This is a genomic window from Butyricicoccus sp. AF35-5AC, assembly GCF_003477715.1.
Lineage (GTDB): Bacteria > Bacillota > Clostridia > Oscillospirales > Butyricicoccaceae > Agathobaculum > Agathobaculum butyriciproducens.
The window spans coordinates 18,220-32,472 of record NZ_QUDX01000015.1; the positions used below are offsets into that span (position 1 = coordinate 18,220).

The 14,253-nt window shown below is 53.9% G+C and carries 21 protein-coding genes; 6 read left to right on the top strand and 15 right to left on the bottom strand.

Going from position 1 to position 14,253, the window contains the following annotated elements; genetic code table 11:
• Window positions 1-6: 6 nt before the first annotated feature.
• From DWZ82_RS13365 to DWZ82_RS13390, 9 genes are read right to left on the bottom strand one after another with little or no spacing between them, the layout of a single operon-like run.
• Window positions 7-381: a hypothetical protein gene (locus tag DWZ82_RS13365; RefSeq protein WP_118481216.1), complete on the bottom strand. Its 375-nt coding sequence runs from the start codon at window positions 379-381 to the stop codon at window positions 7-9.
• The gene (locus DWZ82_RS13370; RefSeq protein ID WP_118481217.1) at window positions 382-885 is read right to left on the bottom strand and encodes a helix-turn-helix domain-containing protein; all 504 of its coding nucleotides are present in this window, start codon (window positions 883-885) and stop codon (window positions 382-384) included.
• Window positions 830-1,138, bottom strand: a complete 309-nt coding sequence (locus DWZ82_RS13375; RefSeq protein WP_118481218.1) for a hypothetical protein — start codon at window positions 1,136-1,138, stop codon at window positions 830-832. Before DWZ82_RS13375 ends, DWZ82_RS13370 begins: the two co-directional genes overlap by 56 nt.
• Window positions 1,125-1,361 (bottom strand): hypothetical protein, encoded by a 237-nt coding sequence (locus DWZ82_RS13380; RefSeq protein ID WP_118481219.1) that lies wholly within the window; start codon window positions 1,359-1,361, stop codon window positions 1,125-1,127. The genes DWZ82_RS13375 and DWZ82_RS13380 overlap by 14 nt, the downstream gene beginning before the upstream one ends.
• Window positions 1,361-1,630 carry a hypothetical protein gene (locus DWZ82_RS13385; protein WP_118481220.1) on the bottom strand — a complete coding sequence of 90 codons (270 nt, stop codon included), beginning with the start codon at window positions 1,628-1,630 and terminating at the stop codon, window positions 1,361-1,363. Before DWZ82_RS13385 ends, DWZ82_RS13380 begins: the two co-directional genes overlap by 1 nt.
• Entirely contained in the window at window positions 1,617-1,787 is a 171-nt protein-coding gene (locus DWZ82_RS15230) for a hypothetical protein (protein ID WP_158575260.1), read from the bottom strand. Before DWZ82_RS15230 ends, DWZ82_RS13385 begins: the two co-directional genes overlap by 14 nt.
• A gap of 28 nt (window positions 1,788-1,815) precedes the next feature.
• Window positions 1,816-1,980: a hypothetical protein gene (locus tag DWZ82_RS15235; RefSeq protein ID WP_158575262.1), complete on the bottom strand. Its 165-nt coding sequence runs from the start codon at window positions 1,978-1,980 to the stop codon at window positions 1,816-1,818.
• Window positions 1,977-2,123: a hypothetical protein gene (locus DWZ82_RS15240; protein WP_158575264.1), complete on the bottom strand. Its 147-nt coding sequence runs from the start codon at window positions 2,121-2,123 to the stop codon at window positions 1,977-1,979. The genes DWZ82_RS15235 and DWZ82_RS15240 overlap by 4 nt, the downstream gene beginning before the upstream one ends.
• A gap of 60 nt (window positions 2,124-2,183) precedes the next feature.
• A complete protein-coding gene (locus DWZ82_RS13390) occupies window positions 2,184-2,705 on the bottom strand; it encodes a hypothetical protein (protein WP_118481221.1) in 522 nt (173 codons plus the stop codon).
• A 132-nt stretch (window positions 2,706-2,837) separates the two neighbouring features.
• Between DWZ82_RS13390 and DWZ82_RS13395 the strand changes: the two genes are divergently transcribed.
• Window positions 2,838-3,044: a hypothetical protein gene (locus DWZ82_RS13395; RefSeq protein WP_118481222.1), complete on the top strand. Its 207-nt coding sequence runs from the start codon at window positions 2,838-2,840 to the stop codon at window positions 3,042-3,044.
• Between the two features lie 17 nt (window positions 3,045-3,061).
• On the opposite strand, the gene DWZ82_RS13400 is transcribed toward DWZ82_RS13395, so the two are convergent.
• Both DWZ82_RS13400 and DWZ82_RS15245 read right to left on the bottom strand, forming a co-directional pair.
• The gene (locus DWZ82_RS13400) at window positions 3,062-3,280 is read right to left on the bottom strand and encodes a helix-turn-helix domain-containing protein (RefSeq protein ID WP_118481223.1); all 219 of its coding nucleotides are present in this window, start codon (window positions 3,278-3,280) and stop codon (window positions 3,062-3,064) included.
• A gap of 10 nt (window positions 3,281-3,290) precedes the next feature.
• Complete coding sequence (locus tag DWZ82_RS15245; protein WP_158575266.1) at window positions 3,291-3,455, bottom strand: hypothetical protein; 165 nt, start codon at window positions 3,453-3,455, stop codon at window positions 3,291-3,293.
• Window positions 3,456-3,598: 143 nt separating this feature from the next.
• Here DWZ82_RS15245 and DWZ82_RS13405 point away from each other — a divergent pair, with 143 nt between their 5' ends.
• From DWZ82_RS13405 to DWZ82_RS13425, 5 genes are all read left to right on the top strand, one after another.
• Entirely contained in the window at window positions 3,599-3,925 is a 327-nt protein-coding gene (locus DWZ82_RS13405) for a hypothetical protein (protein WP_118481224.1), read from the top strand.
• A 15-nt stretch (window positions 3,926-3,940) separates the two neighbouring features.
• Entirely contained in the window at window positions 3,941-4,993 is a 1,053-nt protein-coding gene (locus tag DWZ82_RS13410; RefSeq protein ID WP_118481225.1) for a YHYH domain-containing protein, read from the top strand.
• A 133-nt stretch (window positions 4,994-5,126) separates the two neighbouring features.
• On the top strand, window positions 5,127-6,671 hold the full coding sequence (locus tag DWZ82_RS13415; RefSeq protein WP_158575268.1) for a recombinase family protein: 1,545 nt from the start codon (window positions 5,127-5,129) through the stop codon (window positions 6,669-6,671).
• A 68-nt stretch (window positions 6,672-6,739) separates the two neighbouring features.
• Window positions 6,740-7,060 carry a hypothetical protein gene (locus DWZ82_RS13420; RefSeq protein ID WP_118481227.1) on the top strand — a complete coding sequence of 107 codons (321 nt, stop codon included), beginning with the start codon at window positions 6,740-6,742 and terminating at the stop codon, window positions 7,058-7,060.
• A gap of 37 nt (window positions 7,061-7,097) precedes the next feature.
• The gene (locus DWZ82_RS13425; RefSeq protein ID WP_118481228.1) at window positions 7,098-7,286 is read left to right on the top strand and encodes a hypothetical protein; all 189 of its coding nucleotides are present in this window, start codon (window positions 7,098-7,100) and stop codon (window positions 7,284-7,286) included.
• A gap of 118 nt (window positions 7,287-7,404) precedes the next feature.
• Here DWZ82_RS13425 and proS read toward each other — a convergent pair whose 3' ends face one another.
• The 4 genes from proS to DWZ82_RS13445 form a co-directional block, all read right to left on the bottom strand.
• Window positions 7,405-8,844, bottom strand: a complete 1,440-nt coding sequence (gene proS / locus DWZ82_RS13430; RefSeq protein ID WP_110436840.1) for a proline--tRNA ligase — start codon at window positions 8,842-8,844, stop codon at window positions 7,405-7,407.
• A complete protein-coding gene (locus tag DWZ82_RS13435; RefSeq protein WP_158575270.1) occupies window positions 8,844-10,610 on the bottom strand; it encodes an S-layer homology domain-containing protein in 1,767 nt (588 codons plus the stop codon). Before DWZ82_RS13435 ends, proS begins: the two co-directional genes overlap by 1 nt.
• A gap of 94 nt (window positions 10,611-10,704) precedes the next feature.
• Window positions 10,705-12,459 carry a threonine--tRNA ligase gene (gene thrS, locus DWZ82_RS13440; RefSeq protein WP_118481230.1) on the bottom strand — a complete coding sequence of 585 codons (1,755 nt, stop codon included), beginning with the start codon at window positions 12,457-12,459 and terminating at the stop codon, window positions 10,705-10,707.
• Between the two features lie 527 nt (window positions 12,460-12,986).
• The gene (locus DWZ82_RS13445; RefSeq protein WP_118481231.1) at window positions 12,987-14,243 is read right to left on the bottom strand and encodes a methionine gamma-lyase family protein; all 1,257 of its coding nucleotides are present in this window, start codon (window positions 14,241-14,243) and stop codon (window positions 12,987-12,989) included.
• Window positions 14,244-14,253: the final 10 nt, after the last annotated feature.

Below are 14,253 nucleotides of genomic sequence, written 5' to 3' on the forward strand. Positions count from 1 at the left end.
GCCTCCTTACAGCAGATTCATAAGATCCAGTTCTTCCGGTTCAGCCGTAAGCGCTTGGGGTTCCGTCTCCATCGGCTCTGCCGCAGGCTGAACGCCATCCAACGGCACCTTATAGAAGTCCGCAACAACCTGAATAACCGGATTCTCCGGGTCAAAGCGATTGCACACACAACACCACGAGTAGTTCTTCTGGTGCTTTTTCGCATACTCATAAAGCGCGCTGAAGCACTTGTCGAAGCTCATCTCCGGATTATCGAGGTCAGCCGCGATCACCTCGGCGGCGTGCACGTCCGCCTGGGCGATCATCAGTACAACTTCGCCCATCTGGCGGGCGTTGCCCTCGGCGGCCTGCACCGCCTCACGGATTTTCTGCAGGCTCATTTAGTACCCCTCCCTCGCAAACTTATTTTGCACGGCATGATCGCTCTTGCCGAGCGCCGCGCCGATCTCCTTGTACAGATAGCCGCGCTTGCGCATAGCTACCGCCTTCTGAAATTCCTCATACGTCCAGTGAACCGACTTATGCAGCTTCTTCTTCCGGCAGCCCAGCTCCTCCAGTACGTTTGAGATCGTATCGCAAGCACGTCCGGTCTCCCTTGAAATAGCGCGAATAGGCATGCCTGCTTGATACATTTTCACAAGCTGCTGTTTTTCCTCGTCCGTCACGCGCGGCTGCCACCGACCCTCCTGCTTGATTTCCTCCGGCACATAAATGGCTGTCGGCACCTCGCTGCACAGCCCGCGCGCATCGTCCTGCGGCGTAAATACGCATTCGCGCGTGTAGTATGTGCAGTGGTCGAACAGACTGTAATGCTCGGTTTCCCGCAGCTCAAACCGGCCCTGCGGGTGTCTCCAGATAACCCGCGTCTTTTCTTTTTTTCGCATATTGTTCCTCCTGGCGCGCCTTGAAAATGGCGCTTTCAATTTCTTTCTTTTTTTCCCATACGTCCGGCAGCTCGGCAAACGGCTGACAGATCGGGTACGCCCTTCCCTCGTCACCGTAGGTGCCGACAAGGTGATACTCCACCTCGCCGAACAGGGTGCGCTGAACCTCAACGCGCACCCTGTCGATCCGCACCCGCGGCAGCTCGGTCAGCTGAGAATACGGTTTGATCTCCAATCCGCTAAATCTCTGCATGGCCGCCCTCCTGTTTTTTAGCCTCCTGCCGAGCCTGCCACCGTTCGAGCAGTAGCGCCTCGAACTCGGCCGTTCCTTGCGCAGGCTCCGGTCGCGCTGCGACCCTTTTGGCTTTCTCAGCCTTCCGCTTTGCTTTTTCGACGGCCTTCACATACCGCATACAGCGTTCCACCCGGTCATGCGGCATCTGGAACTTCTGCCGGTTTTTCTTCCAGTCAGCCATCAGCGAATCTGCCTCATCAGGTCGGCGCGGTATGCAATGTGCGCCGCTTTGTCCATGGAGACGCGAGCCGCTCTGCGGGCCTTATCCTCCTGCACGGCCTTCCGGCGCTTTTCACGCTGCAGATCGGCATAGCAGATTGCCATGCAAACCAGCATCGCCGTTCCGAGCACCGCCGCCTGCATTCGGCTGCAGGCACCCGCGATCTGCATGTACATCACGCCGCCGAACACCGCCGCCGACAGGCTCATCATAAACTTACTTGCCTTCATCTTTCTTCCTCCGTTCCTGATTCATCAGTAATTCCCACGCCGTTTTCTGCAGGCGCTCAATGCGCCGCTGCATTTCCTCCGGCGGAACGTCACGGTAGCAGTCGTCGTCTATGCAAACCGTACCGTTCGGATAATGATATTCAGCCACGATTGCCACCGTAACCACCCCTTTCTAAAGCCTATGCTTACACCGGCTTGTCTGTTGCCGTCCGCGCCGCTTCTGCCTCTAAATCGAACTTTTGTGCTTTCTCAAGCTCAATGCGGGCAGCGATCCGCAGGCTCTCCGGCGCTTCCGGGTCAGCCATGATCTGCTCTGCCGTCATGGCGAGATATTCATTGTAAGGTTTCATGCAGGTTTCACCTCGATCTTTTCCGCAATATCAATAAATCCCTCTGCAACGTCCAGCGCCTCCTGCCTGCCGTCGCAGAAAAACTGCCGCCATCGGTTCTCACCGACCAGGCGCTTCTCCAAAACCCAAACTTCATACTTCATGGTGTGCTCCTTGTATTTCCGTCCCTCCCGCGCTATACTGAAAAGCAAAAGGAGGTGTTTTCATGGATTTTCGTTCAAAACAGGTGGATTGCCCTCTGTATCATTGCGCTCAGACGGTGTACACATATCTGTTGCCTTTTCCCGATGGCTCTCTGCGGTATGTGTGCAACGGCTGTGAGCAATGTGCGGATTGTGCTGCATGCAATGCTTGTATAAAGGCCACGCAGGACGCGTATGCAAATCAAGAATCATAGCCGCCTCATTCTCGCTGAGCGTTACCACACCCGTCTGATAGACGTGCGCGAGCATTCTGTCGCAGGCTTCCGCGATCTGTTCCCGCAGCATTTCATCAATACCCAGTGTATAAAATCCTCTTAGCAGAAGATTTTCAATGTGGAACAACAACGCCGCGTCCCATTCGCGGACAAGCGGCTTTGAAAGCAGCTGTTCGCGTCTCTCGGCTTGCATAACCTTGCGAACCTGCTTCCGGATTCGTTCCGGTGTAGACCACCCGCCGGAATACGGCGCCAAGCTGTAAGAAGTCCCGTCCCGCGGGGCTTCTTTGTTTTTCTCGGTGTCCATCTTCTCATTCCTTTCAGTAATGTTTTTATTGACTACGGTTAAGGAATATGTAACAATAGAATTGTATCCTTGCACGTCTCAAGAGGTGGAGCCCTAAAGAATATGGCGAAATTCTATGAAAGGAGATCGCGCATGGATTACAAAATCTATGACAGGCTGCAGGCTGAGCTCGGCTGTATCGGTGATGAATTTTCTCGAAACTGTTCCGCAATTCTTGAAAAGTCGGCCGCAGACGAGCAGAGCAAGCAGCTTGTCGAGGAAATCTGTGCCGCTAACACCAGTGCGCTGAACGAACTCGCAAAGTCTATTTCAGATGCACTCATCGCAGCAGCAAGATAACCGTTTCGCAAAGGCCATCAGCTTCCGCTGGTGGTCTTTGTTTTTTTCGTACAGAAGAAATCGAAAGGCACGCTCAGTGCTTCGCAGATTGCCTCATAGTCCTCCACCGATATACGGTTTCTACCGTGTAATAAGTTGTAGAGCTTCTGTTTAGTCCAACCGCACTTGTCAGCGATAAAAGTCTGCTTAATGCCATTCTGTTCAATGTAGTCGGAAATCTTTTCGTAAAAAGCCATCTAACGTCCCTCACCCCTTCCCTTCCGCCTGCTCGGCGTCCAGACCTCTGCGAATCATCACACGCAAAATCTCAGAGAACGAGCATTTGCAATATTTTTCACTCTTCCGCAATTCGTAAACTGCATTTTCCAGTTCCGGCGGAAGGCTGATTGTCTTTCTCGGCATCTCAGTCATTTGTACCTCTCCTTTCAAGTGGTGAACCTGTGATTTATGATGCTATTATAGTTCACCACCTCGGAACTGTCAATAGGAATTTTGAAAAAACTTGACACCGGTTCACCACTGCTGTATGATAAGACCAACGGAGGTGACATACAATGCCAACAGATAAACCACGGTTTACAATCACCGTAGACCCTGCTCTAATGCAGGAAATCGAAGATTATCGGTACAACCATCGTATCAAAAACCAAACACAAGCTGTCATATCTCTCATGCAGCGCGGCTTGCAGGAAATCATGGAAACAGAGTTCAGCCAACCGCAGCAACCGGTCGAGCAATATTCCGCCGACGAACAACAGCTCATCGACGACTACCGCTCCCTGAACGAGCAGGGACAGGAATATATCCGTCAGACCATGTATATGGCAAAACAAACGCATAAAAAAATGCCTGACCTTTCCGATCTGGAAAAGCAGGCATGAATAAAGGGCAAATATATGAAATATCTTACCAAACGGATAATTTGCGCCGCTGGTTGTCTCTTAATGCTCACGTCTGTTGCCTCGGCCCATCCGGGGCAAACAGATGCAGACGGCGGCCACTGGGATAATGATACTGGCGAATATCACTACCACCACGGATATCCGGCCCATCAGCATACAAACGGAATCTGTCCATATGATTATGATGACCAAACCGGTAGGAATTCCGGTACAAGTGGTTCATCGGCAACAGACACTATTTCGCAAGATACAACTTCCGACCAAGTAGACGATGTAGATTGGCGTGATCCCAGTTGGGAATGGGTTCCCGATTCATACAAATCCTCGCAAAATTTTTCAAATTCCGGCAGCTGTCCACAAGCAGGTCACATTATACCTCGCCAATATTATTATGATGCAGACGGTAGAATGTACACACCATATCAGGATCAGGCGGTTCCGCACGCTGATGGTGAAACCGATAACAGCTATTTCATGCAAGCCGGTTCTTACAATGATCCAGAGAACAAACCAAGGTTCGACTATTTCACTCTGGACGAAATTGTATATATGTTTGGTTTGCAGGAACAAAGTCTGCAATTCCAACAAGGTGCCTACTTCGGATTAAACGAAGCTACTGTATGGTCAGATTTTAACGACACCGACAGCGCCGAAGATCATAGCAGTGATTATGACGATGGGTATTATCAAGGCTATCGAGATGGATTTTTCGCCGACCGTTCCGCTCCGAACAGCGATATCATCGACAAAAGTGAGCTCGGCGGAGCGGATACCCGAGATGAAGAAGAAGCGCCTGCCGTTTCCACAAGCAAAACAACAGAAAGCGGCTGGACGAAATACTATCCCTGCATTATCGGCATTCTCGCCTGCTTGTGTATCCTGTTCTTTGTTTTGATGTGTATAGCTTCTTCCAATTACCAAAAAGCAAACGAATCGCTTACAAAGCGTTACTACGTTTTACGCGATATCGGTCAAATCATCAAAAACAGACCCTCAAAAATGATAACAGAGGATGAAATAAATGAAATCCTGCGCAAACACCAGTAAGGAGCTGATTGCATGAGTCCATTTGTCAAGGAAACCCTCACCGGCTTGCTCTGTATCGCCTTGCTTGTAGTCTGGGTGATTATCCATGTCACCCATGACCTGAATGACTGGAATAATAAATGGAAGTGATCAAATGTCCACCGAGTATGCCATCTATCTCCGCAAATCCCGTGCCGACCTCGAAGCCGAGGCGCACGGCGAGGGCGATACCCTCGCCCGGCACGAGCATATTCTCATGGAGCTTGCCAAGTCCCGTGCCCTGCCGATCGGCGCAATTTACCGTGAGATCGTCTCCGGTGAGCGCATTGCGAACCGTCCCGTCATGCAGCAGCTTCTCTCCGAGGTGGAGGATGGCCGCTGGAAGGGCGTCCTCGTAACCGAAACCTCGCGTCTTGCGCGCGGCGATACCATAGATCAGGGTATCGTCGCCCAAGCGTTTAAGTTTTCGGGCACGCTCATCGTCACGCCGTCCAAAACCTACGACCCCACGCAGGAAGCGGACGAGGAATGGATGGAGTTCGGCCTGTTCATGTCGCGGCAGGAGTACCGCATGATCCGCCGCCGTCAGCTGGCCGGAACGAGAGCCTCCAAGAAGGAAGGCCACTACGTTCCCGGACGTCCGCCTTACGGCTATGAACGCTACAAACTGGACGGCCGCGGCTGGTCCCTTCGACCGGTTGAGCCGCAGGCCGGTGTGATCCGCACCATCTACGATATGTATCTTTCCGGCAAAGGCTTTTCCGAAATCGCAAACGAACTGAACGCTATGAAGATCCGCACACCGCTCGATAAAAAATGGGTGCCCGCGACTACCCGTGCCATCCTGCAGAACCCGCACTATGCCGGTTTTATCCCCAGTGCCATGAAGGTCAACACAAAAATCGTGCAAAAAGGCAAATTGATAACCAAGCGACCGGTCAATAAAAACTGTGAGCTGTACGAAGGAATACACGAAGCGATCATCCCGCGGGACGTCTGGTACAGCGTCCAACAGCGCATGAAAGACACCGTTACGCCGCGTGTACCGCGCAAATACCAGCAGATGAATCCGCTGGCCGGACTGGTCTACTGCGACCAATGCGGTAAACTGATGTCTCGCCATCCATACCGCCGTGAAGATAAAGTCCGGTTTGGCTGTGAAAATCCATCCTGCTCTACCGTCTCCAGTCTGTTTGAAGATGTGGAAAGCCTTGTCCTGCAGTCTCTCCGCGAATTCCTTCACAAGATCGAACTCAGCTCTCCTGCCCTTCTGGACACGAAAAGCGAAGAAATCGCACTGCAGAACATCGAGAAGCAGCTTACCGATATAAACCACCGTCTGCAGCGTACCTATGAACTGCTCGAAGATGGTGTTTACAGTAAAGAAACGTTCCTGCAGCGTCAATCCGCAATCAGCCAGGATCAGACCGCACTGCTAAACACAAAGCACGAGATCGAGCGCAAACTCCATAATAAACAGACAGACATTGAAGCGCAGAAGAACTCCGCGCCACTCATCCGTCATGTGCTGGACGTATACCCCACACTGGAAGATCCAAAAGAACAAAATCTTCTCTTAAAGCAGGTAATCCGCCGGATAGACTACCATAAAACCGTCCGTGTCTACGGCAAAGCCAAAAGCGACCTCCATCTGACAATCCACCCCAAAATTGCTATACCTCAAACCTCTAACATTTAAGTTATTGCTGCTGCGCGCTGCATGAAGTACCCCGTTCAATCTGCTCGTGCTTCGGCGGTGACGATCTCGTGCTCAGCAACGATGGCTATCAGCTGTTCGTAACCCTCGGTCAGTTCTCGATCATCCGGCTCGAGCGCGACATCCAGCTGCTCATGCCCGCTTACGACGTATGTCTGCCGCGGCGCGACTGCTCGAACAGCGGTGTCGGCGGTGAGCAGGACCCGTGCGAGATCTTCTCGAGCTTCGACTTCCCCATCGACGCCTTTTTCCCGCCGCAGAGCGACAAGGCAGGCTGTCTGTTCACCGGCAGTGCCGGCGTAAATGACAATCGCAGCGGCTGCGGCTGCGGCAATAACAATTCCTGCAGCGGCAATAATTCCTGCAGATAATCTATCTACCCGTTTACACGCAGCCGGCTGGGAGTATTTGCTCCCAGCCGGCTGTAAATTCGCCGTTCTGTATGACGGCAAGCCGATGGTTTTCGACTGTCCGTTAAAAATGAAGCCGTCGGCAAATTCGATCTATGACCTGAAGGATGCCACTGCTTCATTCTTCATTCCCGTTAAGAATACAGACGGCGGCTTCCTGATCGACAGCTTTGCAACCGGTATCTGATCACTGCCGCACAAACCGTTCGATCTGCTGAAAAAGTTTCTCTATTGGCGCAAAAAAGTCCCTCATCGACTGATGAGGGACTTTTTGCTTGTGCAGTTTTTTGGTTCTGAGACTTCGCTTAGTACGCGATGCCCCAGACAACCATCTTGTTTGCAGGCTTGCCGCAGACCGGACAGGTATCTGCGATGTGCTCCTGCTCGAACGGCATGCAGCGGCTCGGCATACCGGTCTCTTCCTTGACCTTCTCCTCGCAGGCGAGGTCGCCGCACCACATGGACTTGATAAAGCCGGTGTGCTCAGCAAGGATGGACTTCATCTCGTCAAGAGACTTTGCGGTATAGGTATGCGCCTCGCGGTTTGCGAGCGCCTTCTCATACAGCGACTTCTGGATATCCTCCAACAGTGCCGGAATGGTCTTTTCGAGATCCTCGAACTTAACAACGGTCTTTTCGCGGGTGTCGCGGCGAACCAGTACGCACTGACCCTCAGCGATATCGCGCGGACCAACCTCCAGACGAAGCGGAATGCCCTTCATCTCGTACTCGGCGAACTTCCAGCCCGGGGTATTGTCGCTCAGGTCGATCTTGGCACGGATGCCCGCTGCCTTGACCTGCTCGTACAGCTCGGTTGCCTTCTCCTTAACGCCCTCCTTGTGAGCCGCAACCGGAATAACAACCAGCTGGGTCGGAGCGATACGCGGCGGCAGAACCAAGCCCTCGTTATCACCGTGCGTCATGATGATTGCGCCGATGATACGGGTGGAAACGCCCCAGGAGGTCTGATACATATACTGCAGGGTGTTGTTCTTATCGGTGTACTGCATGCCGAATGCGCGTGCAAAGCCGTCACCGAAGTAGTGCGAGGTACCGGACTGCAGAGCCTTGCAGTCGTGCATCATGGCCTCGATGGTGTAGGTGTTCTCTGCACCGGCAAAGCGCTCCTTCTCGGTCTTTTCGCCCTTAACGACCGGAATGGCCAGCCATTCCTCGAAGAACTTCGCGTAGATGTTCAGCATACGCAGAGTCTCTTCCATAGCCTCCTCGGCGGTAGCATGAACGGTATGACCCTCCTGCCACCAGAACTCACGGCTGCGCAGGAACGGACGGGTGGTCTTTTCCCAACGGACAACCGAGCACCACTGGTTGTACAGCTTCGGCAGGTCGCGCCAGGATCGAACGATCTTTGCGTAATGCTCGCAGAACAGCGTCTCCGAAGTCGGACGAACGCACAGACGCTCCTCCAGCTTGTCGTTGCCGCCGTGCGTTACCCATGCACACTCCGGCGCGAAGCCCTCAACGTGGTCGGCTTCCTTCTGCAGCAGGCTTTCCGGAATGAAGATCGGCATTGCTACATTCTCGTGACCGGTCTCCTTGAACATGCCGTCCAGCGTGTGCTGGATGTTCTCCCACAGCGCCTGTGCGTACGGGCGCATGATGATACAGCCCTTTACGGACGAATAATCGGCCATTTCAGCCTTTTTAACAATATCTGTGTACCACTGCGCGAAGTCCACGTCCATAGACGTGATCTCGCTGACCAGCTTTTTCTTTTCTGCCATTATTCTTCACCTTTCTGGTTCGCAATAATCTTATCTATTTTCTCTTGTTCGTTTTCCAGCGCATCGTTGCCCCAGATGTAGAATACATCATCGGTTGCAGACCGGACGGTAATTCTTCCGTCTTTCAACAGGCAGGTATAGTGTCCGCTTCTATGGCCCTCTGTCGGAATAGCGATTGCGAAGCGAACAACACCGCTTTTGACCGTCTTTACCTCGTCGATCAGAATGTCATCGAGTGTTGTAAGCGTGGTCTGCGTTCCGTCCGGCGCGATACGCACGAGCATATCACCCGCCATGTATCCGATACCATCCGAATAGTATTCCGTCCGCTCAGACTTATCGCAGGAAACAGCATAATAGGCCCCATCGGCATCCTGCTTTACGCTGATGACCGGAGAGTCTGTCACCTGCACCAAACGGCCGTTTTCTTCGCGGTACAGCCCGGCTGTGCCCCAGAACAGCGCACCGTCACTGCCGAATATCTGCGGTGCAAAATGCTTGCGCACCTCGGCATCATCCGACTGATACGCATTGGAGATGGTATAGCCGTCTGTCTTTTGACCGTCCCAGTTATACGCCGTCAGCACGGTTTCGTCCGCCGTACATTTCTGCGTAATAATCATGCCGTCCTCGGTCAGTTGGCAGATGCCTGCCGCCACGCCCAACGGCTCCACGCCTGTTTCCGTGAGCTTATAACCGGTCGTCTCGTCCGTGCAGATGATGCAGCCGCGTGCGCTCTGATAAACAGTGCGTGCTGCCTGCTGCTGTGCTTCGGTCAGGGTCAGTTCGGTTTTGACCGTATCGCCGTGCACTGAGCACAGCGAATACGTTTCCGTTTTCCGGTCGTACACCAGCAGATAATCGGTTTCTCCGGCACGGCCGAGATATTCCACAGAGCTTTCCTGCGGCAGCGAGAGCACTTGCGTCAGTTTCATCGTCTTGCTGTCCATGCGGTACAGGATAAAATCCGACTGCTCCATATCGCTCTGCGCATAACGGTCTGTACCGCTGACAGGCTGCACTCCGTCAATCGGACACTGCGCCACTGTCACATCTGCGATCTGGCAGACGAACGGCGAAGCAATCAGGTTCCATTTGCCATCGTACCGGTAATCATTGCTGTAATCACGCGGCAGAACGTCCCATGCCGCATTTTTGAACTGTTCCGCCGTGAAAACGCCGTCGTCGATCAGCTTTTCCGCCACACTGCGGTCGCTTTCATCGCCATTTTTCGCATAGTTCGTACTGAGCAGCCGCGCCGAGAGCGAAACCGCATCTCCACGGATAAATCCCTCCTCGTCCGTCTGCCGTACCTCATCGTTATCGACAAAAGCCGTACCCTGATAGCTGTCCGCATCTAAATGTGCCCGGGTCAGAAAAATGCAATACTGGCCGCAGGTGACATTGCGCTGCGAGCCGTACAGTGTCGCGGAAACGCCCTTGGTCAAACCATTCTGATACAGCCAGCCGACGTATTTGTCCGCCCACTGCGGCACATCGGTAAACGGATGCTTCCAGTTTCCTGCCAGCGCGGTCTTTTCTGCGCCAAGCAGACGGGTCAGCATCACCGAGGCCTCTGCGCGGGTCATGGATTTCTCCAGCGCAAAGCCCTTGTCAGTGCCTTTAAACAGCCCGAGATCGTAAAGCATCTGCGCCTGCGCTTCGGTATCGCCGGGATAGTTGTTGTTGATCGTACCAACCTGTGCCGCACCGGCGGCACAAGTCATCAGACCTGCCATCAGACACGCGGAAACAAATTTTTTCATGCCGCACCCTCCCTGCATACATGACAAAACTCTATGTACCTTTATTCTATTGTGACGGAGAACGGAATACTGCTTCCGCTCTCCGTTTTGCTGCTTACTTCAGCTTATTCTCAACCTCATATGCGAGCTTCTCGATAAACTCGCCGGTCTCCATAGCGGTGGTCTCGCCGGTCTTGCGGGTACGAACCGAGATAACACCCTTTTCCTCGTCCTTGTCGCCAATGACGATCATATACGGAACCTTGTGAACCTGTGCTTCACGGATCTTATAGCCAATCTTCTCGTTACGCTCGTCCATGGTTACGCGGAAGCCCTTATCGGTCAGCTGCTTAACAACCTCCTGTGCGCACGGAATATTGCGATCGGTCATCGGCATAACGCGAACCTGCTCCGGTGCGAGCCAGGTCGGGAATGCGCCTGCAAAATGCTCGGTGATAACGCCGATGAAGCGCTCAATAGAGCCGAGGACAACGCGGTGGATCATAACCGGACGGTGCTTCTCGCCGTCTGCACCGGTGTACTCAAGCTCGAAACGCTCCGGCAGCTGCATATCCAGCTGGATGGTGCCGCACTGCCAGGTACGGCCGATGGAGTCTGCCAGATGGAAGTCCAGCTTCGGGCCGTAGAACGCGCCGTCGCCCTCGTTGACAACGTAGTCCTTGCCGATCTCGGTGATGGCCTCTGCGAGGGTCTTTTCAGCGAACTGCCAGTCCTTCAGTTCGCCCATGTGGTCCTCCGGCATGGTGGACAGCTCGATCTGATAGGTCAGGCCGAAGGTGGAATACACCTCATCGAACAGACGAACAACGTTCTTGATCTCGTCCTTCATCTGGTCCCATGTCATGAAGATGTGCGCGTCATCCTGCGTGAAGCAGCGCACACGGAACAGACCGTGCAGTGCGCCGGACAGCTCGTGGCGGTGTACCAGACCCAGTTCGCCGACACGCAGCGGCAGCTCCTTGTAGGAGTGCGGCTGAGCCTTGTAGACCAGCATACCGCCCGGGCAGTTCATCGGCTTGATTGCGTAATCCTCGTCATCGATGACGGTGGTGTACATATTCTGCTTGTAGTGATCCCAGTGACCCGAACGCTCCCACAGCTTGCGGTTGAGGATCATCGGGGTGGAAACCTCAACGTAGCCGTAGCGCTTGTGTACCTCGCGCCAGTAGTCGATCAGGGTGTTCTTGAGGGTCATGCCGTTCGGCAGGAAGAACGGGAAGCCGGGGCCCTCCTCGGTCAGCATGAACAGGCCGAGCTCCTTGCCCAGCTTGCGGTGATCGCGCTTCTTCGCCTCTTCCAGCATATTAAGGTACTGGTCGAGTTCGTCCTTCTTCGGGAATGCGGTGCCGTAAATACGCTGCAGCATCTTCTTGGAGGAATCGCCGCGCCAGTAAGCGCCGGTAACGTTCATCAGCTTGATGCCGTTGCCCTTTACGCGGCCGGTGGAGTCCAGATGCGGGCCTGCGCACAGGTCGGTGAACTCGCCCTGCTTGTAGAAGGAAATGGTAGCGTCTTCCGGCAGATCGTTAATCAGCTCTACCTTGTACGGCTCCTCGCGCTCTTCCATGAACTTGATGGCCTCTGCGCGCGGCAGCTCGAAGCGCTCGAGCTTCTCCTTCTCCTTGCAGATCTTGCGCATCTCTGCCTCGAGGGCATCGAGGTGCTCCTGCGTGAAGGAGAACGGCGCATCAAAATCGTAGTAGAAGCCGTTGTCGATGGAGGGGCCGATGGCCAGCTTGACCTCCGGATACAGGCGCTTGACCGCCTGCGCGAGAATGTGCGATACCGTGTGACGGTAGGTGTCGCGGTATTCCTTGTTTTCAAACGTGTACTTGTTTTCTTCGGACACTTTTATTCAGACCTTTCTTGTAAAATCATAACGAGTGGAGTAATTGATAATGGAGAATGGGAAATGAAGGTATCCGTCCACGGGACGGAATTTTATGACGCGCTTTGCGCGTAACCACAATTCTCAACTCTCCATTTTCAATTTTTCATTACTGCAGAGTAACAAAAAAGCGCTCACCCCTGTATCTCTCAGGGGTGAGCGCTTGCCCACGGTTCCACCCTGCTTGCAGCCCTTGCAGGACTGCCGCTCGGAGTTCTTAACGCGAACGACACGGCACAGCATACTGCGGTTTTCCGCTGTGCGGCTCGGGAATCGGTACTGTTTTCTCCGCATTGCGTGTGCTTGCAGCCGTGGCGCACGCTCTCTGCCAAATGCTTTTCGGAAAACAGGATTTCCGTCATTGCCTATAACTTAATAAATACAGATTTATTATAACGCTCATATCCGCGCTTTGTCAACCGATTTCGCACGAAAAATGAAGAATTGAAAAATGCAGGATACCATCATCCTCTATTTTTCATTCACCATTACTGTGCCTTTGCCTTGGTAATCTTATCTGCAGCAAGCAAAATGCCCAGCTTGCCGGATTCATATGTCAGGCCGCCCTGCATATAGCAGACATACGGCTCACGCATCGGTGCATCGGCGGAAAGCTCAATGGACGCGCCCTGCACGAACGCGCCTGCAGCCATGATAACCTGATCGTCGTAACCCGGCATTGCCCACGGCTCCGGCGTTACATAGGAATCGACAGGCGCACCGGCCTGAATGCCCTCGCAGAAACGGCGCAGCGGGTCAGGTGCACCGAACGCGATGGTCTGGATGATGTCGTAACGCGGCTCCTCTGCCTTCGGGCTTACCTCGTAACCGAGCTTTTCCATGACCTTTGCGCAGAACATCGCGGTCTTGATGGCCTGCATGGTGACATGCGGCGCCATGAACAGGCCCTGATACAGCAGGCGGTTCTGACCCATCGTACAGCCGCATTCGCCGCCGATGCCGGGTGCGGTCAGCTTGTAGGAGGCGTTCTCGACCAGATCGGCGCGGCCTGCAATATAGCCGCCGGTCGGGGCCAGACCTCCGCCCGGGTTCTTGATGAGCGAGCCTGCGATGATGTCCGCACCGACCTGCGTCGGCTCGATCTCCTCGGTGAATTCGCCGTAGCAGTTATCGACCATGATGGCCGCAGTCGTATTGACCTCACGCACGGTCTTGCAGATTTCGCCGATTTCCTCGACGGAAAGCGTCTTGCGGACGCCGTAGCCGCGGCTGCGCTGAATGAATACCAGCTTGATATTCTCATCTGCCGCCGCTGCCTTGATGGCAGGCAGGTCAGGCTCGCCGTTCTTGAGGTCAACCTGCTTATAGCCGATGCCGTAGCTTTTCATACTGCCGCAGTAATCGCCGGTGATCGTGTTCTGCAGCGTGTCATACGCCGGTCCGGTAACGGACAGCACGGTGTCGCCGGTCTTGACGGCGGAAAACATCGCGCAGGACAGCGCGTGTGTGCCGTTTACAAAGCCGATACGCACGAGTGCTGCCTCGGTGCCGAAAATATCGGCGTAGATCTTGTCGAGCGTGTCACGGCCGTAGTCGTCGTAGCCGTAGCCGGTCGTACCGGCAAACAGGTTGTCGGATACACGGTTCTTCGCAAATGCCGCCAGCACCTTCTCGGTGTTGCGGTCACAGATCTCCTCGAGGCGCTCAAAATACGGACGGATCTCGCGTTCAGCCTCACGGCCGAGCGCACGAATCTCCGGTGAAATCTTAATATATTCAGACATTTATGTGTAA

Bases quoted from the DNA above. Each gene is read 5' to 3' on its own strand.
- DWZ82_RS13400 (WP_118481223.1), bottom strand. From the start codon at position 3,280: ATGGCTTTTTACGAAAAGATTTCCGACTACATTGAACAGAATGGCATT.
- DWZ82_RS13365 (WP_118481216.1), bottom strand. From the start codon at position 381: ATGAGCCTGCAGAAAATCCGTGAGGCGGTGCAGGCCGCCGAGGGCAAC.
- DWZ82_RS13395 (WP_118481222.1), top strand. From the start codon at position 2,838: ATGGATTACAAAATCTATGACAGGCTGCAGGCTGAGCTCGGCTGTATC.
- DWZ82_RS15235 (WP_158575262.1), bottom strand. From the start codon at position 1,980: ATGAAACCTTACAATGAATATCTCGCCATGACGGCAGAGCAGATCATG.
- DWZ82_RS13405 (WP_118481224.1), top strand. From the start codon at position 3,599: ATGCCAACAGATAAACCACGGTTTACAATCACCGTAGACCCTGCTCTA.
- DWZ82_RS13445 (WP_118481231.1), bottom strand. From the start codon at position 14,243: ATGTCTGAATATATTAAGATTTCACCGGAGATTCGTGCGCTCGGCCGT.
- DWZ82_RS15245 (WP_158575266.1), bottom strand. From the start codon at position 3,455: ATGACTGAGATGCCGAGAAAGACAATCAGCCTTCCGCCGGAACTGGAA.
- DWZ82_RS13375 (WP_118481218.1), bottom strand. From the start codon at position 1,138: ATGCAGAGATTTAGCGGATTGGAGATCAAACCGTATTCTCAGCTGACC.
- DWZ82_RS13410 (WP_118481225.1), top strand. From the start codon at position 3,941: ATGAAATATCTTACCAAACGGATAATTTGCGCCGCTGGTTGTCTCTTA.
- DWZ82_RS13415 (WP_158575268.1), top strand. From the start codon at position 5,127: ATGTCCACCGAGTATGCCATCTATCTCCGCAAATCCCGTGCCGACCTC.
- DWZ82_RS13370 (WP_118481217.1), bottom strand. From the start codon at position 885: ATGCGAAAAAAAGAAAAGACGCGGGTTATCTGGAGACACCCGCAGGGC.
- DWZ82_RS13435 (WP_158575270.1), bottom strand. From the start codon at position 10,610: ATGAAAAAATTTGTTTCCGCGTGTCTGATGGCAGGTCTGATGACTTGT.
- DWZ82_RS13385 (WP_118481220.1), bottom strand. From the start codon at position 1,630: ATGAAGGCAAGTAAGTTTATGATGAGCCTGTCGGCGGCGGTGTTCGGC.
- DWZ82_RS13380 (WP_118481219.1), bottom strand. From the start codon at position 1,361: ATGGCTGACTGGAAGAAAAACCGGCAGAAGTTCCAGATGCCGCATGAC.
- proS (WP_110436840.1), bottom strand. From the start codon at position 8,844: ATGGCAGAAAAGAAAAAGCTGGTCAGCGAGATCACGTCTATGGACGTG.
- DWZ82_RS13390 (WP_118481221.1), bottom strand. From the start codon at position 2,705: ATGGACACCGAGAAAAACAAAGAAGCCCCGCGGGACGGGACTTCTTAC.
- DWZ82_RS15240 (WP_158575264.1), bottom strand. From the start codon at position 2,123: ATGAAGTATGAAGTTTGGGTTTTGGAGAAGCGCCTGGTCGGTGAGAAC.